Source organism: Micromonospora maritima (genome assembly GCF_902825405.1).
In the GTDB taxonomy this organism is placed as follows: domain Bacteria; phylum Actinomycetota; class Actinomycetes; order Mycobacteriales; family Micromonosporaceae; genus Micromonospora; species Micromonospora maritima.
The window spans coordinates 1-3,446 of record NZ_CADEAU010000532.1; the positions used below are offsets into that span (position 1 = coordinate 1).

6 protein-coding genes are annotated in these 3,446 nt (G+C 72.7%); 5 read left to right on the forward strand and 1 reads right to left on the reverse strand.

What is annotated here, in order from left to right; all coding sequences use genetic code 11:
- A partial coding sequence (locus tag HUW36_RS28500) for an MFS transporter (RefSeq protein ID WP_484502608.1) occupies positions 1–629 on the forward strand: 629 nt, incomplete at its 5' end.
- A gap of 10 nt (positions 630–639) precedes the next feature.
- Here the strand turns inward: HUW36_RS28500 and HUW36_RS28505 are convergent.
- A complete protein-coding gene (locus HUW36_RS28505) occupies positions 640–996 on the reverse strand; it encodes an STAS domain-containing protein (protein WP_088642031.1) in 357 nt (118 codons plus the stop codon).
- Between the two features lie 159 nt (positions 997–1,155).
- Here HUW36_RS28505 and HUW36_RS28510 point away from each other — a divergent pair, with 159 nt between their 5' ends.
- The 4 genes from HUW36_RS28510 to HUW36_RS28525 form a co-directional block, all read left to right on the forward strand.
- Positions 1,156–2,016 (forward strand): STAS domain-containing protein, encoded by an 861-nt coding sequence (locus HUW36_RS28510; protein WP_174530951.1) that lies wholly within the window; start codon positions 1,156–1,158, stop codon positions 2,014–2,016.
- Complete coding sequence (locus HUW36_RS28515; protein ID WP_174530952.1) at positions 2,016–2,426, forward strand: STAS domain-containing protein; 411 nt, start codon at positions 2,016–2,018, stop codon at positions 2,424–2,426. Before HUW36_RS28510 ends, HUW36_RS28515 begins: the two co-directional genes overlap by 1 nt.
- Positions 2,423–2,842 (forward strand): ATP-binding protein, encoded by a 420-nt coding sequence (locus HUW36_RS28520; protein ID WP_174530953.1) that lies wholly within the window; start codon positions 2,423–2,425, stop codon positions 2,840–2,842. The genes HUW36_RS28515 and HUW36_RS28520 overlap by 4 nt, the downstream gene beginning before the upstream one ends.
- A partial coding sequence (locus tag HUW36_RS28525) for an ATP-binding protein (protein ID WP_174530954.1) occupies positions 2,839–3,446 on the forward strand: 608 nt, incomplete at its 3' end. The genes HUW36_RS28520 and HUW36_RS28525, both read left to right, overlap by 4 nt.

A 3,446-nucleotide genomic window follows, 5' to 3' on the forward strand; every position in this document is an offset into this window, starting at 1 on the left:
CCGCGCGACGGGCCGCCACCCCGGCGGCGGCGGTCGCCGCCCCGAGCCGGGTACGGCCCGGGCGGACCCGGCTCGGCTGGGCCATGGCTGTCTACTTCGGGGCGCAGTCGCTCAGCGGGTACGCGATCATGGGCTGGCTGGCCCAGTTGTTCCGGGACGCCGGTTACCGGCCGGAGGCCGCCGGGCTGCTGCTCGCCGGCGTGACCGCGCTGGGCGTGCCGGTGGCGCTGATGATGCCCGCGCTGGCCGGCCGGCTGGCCACGCTGCGGCCGCTGGTGCTGTCGCTGACCGCGTTCTCCACCGCCGCGTACCTCGGGTTGGCACTCGCGCCGCGCGGCCTGGCGCCGCTGTGGGTGCTGCTGCTCGCGCTCGGCCAGGGCGCGTTCCCGCTCATCCTGACCACGATCGGGCTGCGCGCCCGGACCGCCGAGGGCACCGTGGCGCTGTCCGCCTTCGCGCAGAGCACCGGGTACGTGATCGCCGCGCTCGGCCCGCTGCTGGTCGGCATCCTCTACGAGGCGACCGGCGGCTGGACCGCCCCGATCGGCTTCCTGCTGGTGGCGCTCGCCGTGCAGACGACCGCGGGCATGGTGATCGCCCGTCCCCGCTTCATCGAGGACGAGCGCTGAAAGATTTCAGTCAGGAGGAGGCCGGGGTGGGGTCGCCGGCGACGGCCTGCTCCACCGTGGGGTAGGTGTGCAGCACCTCGACCAGGCCGCTGACCTCGAGGATGCGCAGCACGCCGCGCTGCGGGGCGGCCAGCCGGACCACGCCGCCGGCCTCGTCGCAGCTGTTCTTGGCGCGGACGAACACCGACAGCCCGGTCGAGTCGCAGAACGACACCTCGGCCAGGTCGAACACGAGCCGGCTGCGCCCCTTGTCCAGCAGATCCGTGATCTGGTCCTGGAGCTGCGGTGCCGTGGCCATGTCCAGCTCGCCCGCGACCGACACGACGACCACGTCGCCGCGCTGTTCCGTGTGCACCGTCAGGGACATTCGTCGACCTCCTGTGTTCGGAGGAACGGTATCCCACGACGGGCGCGTCGCGCAGAACGGGAGCCGGCTCAGGTGCTGTCGATCATTTCTTTGTTCCGCGACAACTAGTGCGTCGACCTCCGGTGATAGAGTCCGCCCGTCCAGATCAGGGAGGTCACCATGGCGTTGAGCGCCGAACAGGGTGGTCGGCTCGCCCACCTGCTCAGTCAGCACGCCGACCGGTCGATCGACCGCTGGACGGAGATCGTCACCGGATCGTTGCGCGGCCGGCTGAGCCGGGCCGAGCTGGCCCGCCAGGTGCAGGAGCTGCACCGGGCGCTGGTCGAGGCCGGCCAGCAGGGCGTCAGCGACCTCGCCGCCGAGCACGGCGGTGAGCTGCGGGCGGTGCTGTCCGAGTTGTCCACCAACCGGGCCCGGCAGGGGTTCAGCGCCACCGAGACCGCGATCAGCGTGTTCGCGCTCAAGGACGTCCTGCTGGAGCTGATGGAGCAGGAGCGGGGCGACGACACCCTGCGCGACTTCGTCGCCTTCTCCGCGCTCGTCGACCAGATGGGGCTGTTCACCTTCGAGACGTTCGTCCGGGCCCGCGAGAGCCTGATCGCCGACCAGGCGGAGCAGCTCCTGGAGCTCTCCACGCCGGTGGTCAAGCTCTGGGAGGGCGTGGTCGCCGTCCCGCTGGTCGGCACGCTCGACTCGGCCCGCGCCCAGGTGGTGATGGAGCGGCTGCTCCAGACGCTCGTCGACACGAGCTCGCCGTACGCGATCATCGACATCACCGGCGTGCCGGCGGTGGACACACAGGTCGCGCAGCACATCCTGAAGACCGTGGTGGCCGCCCGGCTGATGGGCGCCGACTGCATCATCTCCGGCATCCGGCCGCAGATCGCCCAGACCATCGTCGCCCTCGGCATCGAGTTCGGTGACATCGCCACCAAGGCGAGCCTCGCCGACGCGCTGCGGCACGTGCTGCGCCTGACCGGGGTCGAGACGACCGCCCGCCGCGCGCGCCGGGAGGCGTGATGGAGCGGGTGCCGATCCTCAAGATCGGCGACATCCTGCTGGTCTCGATCCAGGTCGACATGTCCGACCAGACGGCGGTCCAGCTCCAGGAGGACCTGGCCGAGCGGATCGTCGCCACCGGGTGCCACGGCGTGATCATCGACATCACGGCGCTGGACATCGTCGACTCGTTCGTCGGCCGGATGCTCTCCACCATCGCGTCCATCTCCAAGGTGCTGGACGCCGAGACGGTGGTCGTCGGCATGCGTCCCGCCGTCGCCATCACCCTGGTCGAGCTGGGGCTGTCGCTCAACGGCATCCGTACCGCGCTGAACGTCGAGCGGGGCATGGAGCTGATCGCGGCCAGCCGCACCGACGACTGGGACGAGGCGCCGGGCGACGAGGACGCCGAGACGACGGCGACGCCATGACCGCGGGCGTCGACCTCGGAGTGCCGGCGACGCAGGCGATCCGGAGCGACGAGGACGTGGTGCGGGTACGGCAGTTGGTGCGTACCACCGCCGTCGCGGTCCGGCTCTCCCTGGTCGACCAGACCAAGCTGGTCACCGCCGCGAGCGAACTCGCCCGCAACACGCTGATCTACGGCGGCGGGGGCAGCGCCGAGGTGAGCACGGTCTCCGACGGTCGCCGGCGCGGGGTGCGCATCGTCTTCGCCGACCAGGGCCCGGGCATCCCCGACCTCGACCTGGCGCTCACCGACGGCTACACCACCGGCGGCGGTCTGGGCCTCGGCCTCAGCGGCGCCCGCCGGCTGGTCGACGACTTCGACATCCGGACGGCCGTCGGCGAGGGCACGACGATCACCGTCACCAAGTGGTCGCGATGACCGCCGACGTGGTCCCCGACCACGGCGTCTGGTTCCGGGTCGACAACGGCGCGACCGCCGGCGGCGTACGCCGGGCGGCCGAGCGCCTCGGGCGGCAGCTCGAACTGAGCGCGGACCGCGTCGCGGACCTGGCCATCGTCACCGCCGAGATCACCAGCAACCTGGTCAAGCACGCCCGCGAGGGCACGCTGCTGCTGCGCCCGGCACGCCGCACCGGGCGGGCCGGGGTGGAGCTGGTGGCCATCGACGCCGGCCCCGGCATGGCCGACCTCACCCTCTCCTCGACCGACGGTCACTCGACGGTCGGCACCCTGGGCATCGGCCTCGGCGCCATCGCCCGGCAGGCGAGCCGGTTCGACGGCTACTCGCTCAGCGGCCGGGGCACGGTCCTGACCGTCCAGGTGTGGGACGGGCCGCCGCCGGAGGCGGACTGGGCCGGCGGACTGGCGAGGCCGATCACCGGCGAGCAGGACAGCGGCGACGGCTACGCGGTGCGCGAGGTCGACGGCCGCCGGCAGGTGCTGGTCTGCGACGGCCTGGGACACGGGCCGCTGGCCGCCGCCGCCACCGGTGCCGCGGTCGCCGCGTTCCGTTCGGCGCCGGC